General features: G+C 37.2%; 3 protein-coding genes. All 3 read left to right on the top strand.

Translation table 11 applies throughout. The features are described 5' to 3' along the window. Nucleotides 1-151: 151 nt before the first annotated feature. Genes ureA through ureC form a run of 3 tightly spaced genes read left to right on the top strand, consistent with a single transcriptional unit; the run spans nucleotide 152 to nucleotide 2,562 of the window. Nucleotides 152-454, top strand: a complete 303-nt coding sequence (gene ureA, locus B3J44_RS01905) for an urease subunit gamma (RefSeq protein WP_111425036.1) — start codon at nucleotides 152-154, stop codon at nucleotides 452-454. Nucleotides 455-472: 18 nt separating this feature from the next. Continuing rightward, a complete protein-coding gene (gene ureB / locus B3J44_RS01900; RefSeq protein ID WP_198857245.1) occupies nucleotides 473-844 on the top strand; it encodes an urease subunit beta in 372 nt (123 codons plus the stop codon). Continuing rightward, on the top strand, nucleotides 841-2,562 hold the full coding sequence (gene ureC / locus B3J44_RS01895; RefSeq protein ID WP_286965307.1) for an urease subunit alpha: 1,722 nt from the start codon (nucleotides 841-843) through the stop codon (nucleotides 2,560-2,562). Before ureB ends, ureC begins: the two co-directional genes overlap by 4 nt. Nucleotides 2,563-2,743 lie beyond the last annotated feature (181 nt).

Raw genomic sequence — 2,743 nt, 5'->3', positions numbered from 1 at the left:
TCCAATTAGTATTCTATTTGGATAGGGCAATTATTGCCTTGATTTCACCTCCTCCCATTTTATTACAAATGAAAAGCCATAATTGATTTAAAGAAATCAGTTATGCAGCTTTCAATACCCCATGTTATTTTTTAACTAAAATATTTTTATTATGCATTTAACACCTAGAGAAATCGAAAAGCTAATGCTGCATACAGCAGGCGAACTAGCTCAAAAGAGAAAAGCCCGTGGCTTAAAACTAAATTATCCTGAGACCATTGCTCTTATTAGCAGTGAACTAATGGAACGTGCACGAGACGGCAAGACCGTAGCAGAATTAATGCAATATGGCGCGACCTTGCTTCGAAAAGAAGATGTAATGGAAGGTGTTGCGGAAATGATTCATGACATACAGATTGAAGCCACATTTCCAGATGGTACCAAACTTGTAACAGTGCACAATCCTGTGCGATAAATCTAAAAAATACTAACAATGATTCCAGGAGAAATTATATTAAAAGATAATAATATTATCTGTAATGATAGCCGTGAAACGTTAACTATTAAAGTTACAAATACCGGAGACAGACCAATTCAGGTAGGTTCCCACTTTCACTTTTTTGAAGTGAATAGAATGATGTCTTTTGACAGAGAAAAAGCATTCGGAATGCGATTAAATATTATCGCTAGTACAGCAGTGAGATTTGAGCCGGGAGAAGAGAAAGAAGTTGAGCTAACTCAATTTGGAGGAAATCAAAAAATCTATGGCCACAACAATTTAGTAGATGGAGATTTATCACCGCATAATAAAGCTCTTGCATTAGAACGCTTAGAAGAAGGGAAATTTAAAAATGTGAAATCATGAGTTTAGAAGTAACTAGAAAAAATTATACAAGTATTTTTGGTCCAACAGTAGGAGATCAAATACGTTTAGGAGATACAGAGATTATTATTGAAATTGAAAAGGATTTCTGCTCTTATGGTGATGAAGCAAAATTTGGTGGAGGAAAAACGGTTAGAGATGGTATGTGCCAATCTTCGACAGCTTTACGTGACGGAGGTGTTCTAGATTTTGTAATTACAGGAGCTACAATTATTGACCACTGGGGAATCGTAAAAGGTGATATTGGTATTAAAGATGGAAAAATTGTTGGAGTTGGTAGAGCAGGAAATCCAGATACAATGGACAATATTACACCTGGCATGATTATCGGAGCTTCGACAGAAGTTCATGGAGGTCACGGATATATTGTTACAGCTGGGGGAATTGATACGCACATACACTTTATCAGTCCTACTCAAATAGAAACAGCTTTGTATAGTGGAGTTACTACTATGATTGGTGGTGGAACTGGTCCTGCTGATGGAACAAATGCAACAACTGTTACTCCAGGACAACACAACATTAAGAGAATGTTACAGGCTGCAGAAGCATTTCCTGTAAATGTTGGTTTTTTTGGAAAAGGGAATGTAGCTACAGAAGCTCCTATTGAAGAGCAAATTGAAGCAGGTGCATTAGGAGTAAAAATCCATGAAGATTGGGGAGCAACTCCTGCTGTTATTGATGCTTCTCTAAAAGTGGCAGACAAATATGATGTGCAAGTAGCTATTCATACAGATACACTTAATGAGGGAGGATTTCTTGAAGATACTATGAATGCTATCGCAGGACGTGTTATTCATACGTTCCACACCGAAGGAGCTGGTGGAGGTCACGCGCCAGATATTATTAAAGCAGCAATGTATCCAAATGTATTGCCAGCCTCTACAAACCCAACAAGACCTTATACAACAAATACTATTGATGAGCATTTGGATATGTTGATGGTTTGCCATCACTTGAGCCCAAAAATTCCAGAAGATGTAGCTTTTGCAGATTCACGTATTCGTCCAGAAACTATTGCTGCAGAAGATGTACTTCAAGATATGGGCGTTTTCAGTATCATGAGTTCTGATTCTCAAGCTATGGGACGAGTAGGAGAGGTAATTACTCGTACATGGCAAACAGCTGACAAGATGAAGAAACAGAAAGGGTATTTAGCCGAAGATGAAGCAAACAAAAATGACAACTATCGTGCAAAAAGATATGTGTCTAAATACACAATCAACCCTGCAATTGCGCACGGGATTTCTAATTATGTTGGATCAATAGAAGCAGGCAAAATTGCTGACTTGGTAATTTGGAAACCTTCATTATTTGGAGTGAAGCCAGAAATTATCGTAAAAGGAGGTTTTATTGCCGCAAGCAAAATGGGGGATGCTAATGCTTCTATTCCAACACCACAGCCTATCATTATGCGTAATATGTTTGGAACGTACGGAAAAGCATTGACAAAAACCGTGTTCACCTTTGTTTCTCAAGCTGGTATCGACAATAATATTGCTGAAAAATATGGTTTAGAAAAGAAGCTACTAGCAGTTTCAAACTGTAGAAACATTGGCAAGGCCGATATGATTCACAACAACGCAACTCCAGAAATCATGGTAAATGCTGAAAACTATACCGTAACAATCGACGGAGAAAAAATCACTTGCGAACCTGTGGATAAGCTTCCATTAGCACAATTATACTACTTGTTTTAATTAATAACTGTTATTCTACTTCTTACTGCGACAATTTATTTTGTTGCAGTAAGACTAGAATAAAAACATCAAAAAAGAATTTTATGAATAGTTGGAAAATTAATTTGGGTTTAGTTCTTCTCCTAGTATGCACGTCTTTAACAACGGTTCATGCACAGAAAGGATCTTTAATGCTTTATGG

The sequence above is a fragment of the Flavobacterium sp. UBA4854 genome (assembly GCF_002399805.1).
GTDB classification, from domain to species: Bacteria; Bacteroidota; Bacteroidia; order Flavobacteriales; family Flavobacteriaceae; genus Flavobacterium; species Flavobacterium ginsengisoli.
This window is presented reverse-complemented; position numbering and strand designations above follow the sequence as displayed.

Bases quoted from the DNA above. Each gene is read 5' to 3' on its own strand.
- ureA (WP_111425036.1), top strand. From the start codon at position 152: ATGCATTTAACACCTAGAGAAATCGAAAAGCTAATGCTGCATACAGCA.
- ureB (WP_198857245.1), top strand. From the start codon at position 473: ATGATTCCAGGAGAAATTATATTAAAAGATAATAATATTATCTGTAAT.
- ureC (WP_286965307.1), top strand. From the start codon at position 841: ATGAGTTTAGAAGTAACTAGAAAAAATTATACAAGTATTTTTGGTCCA.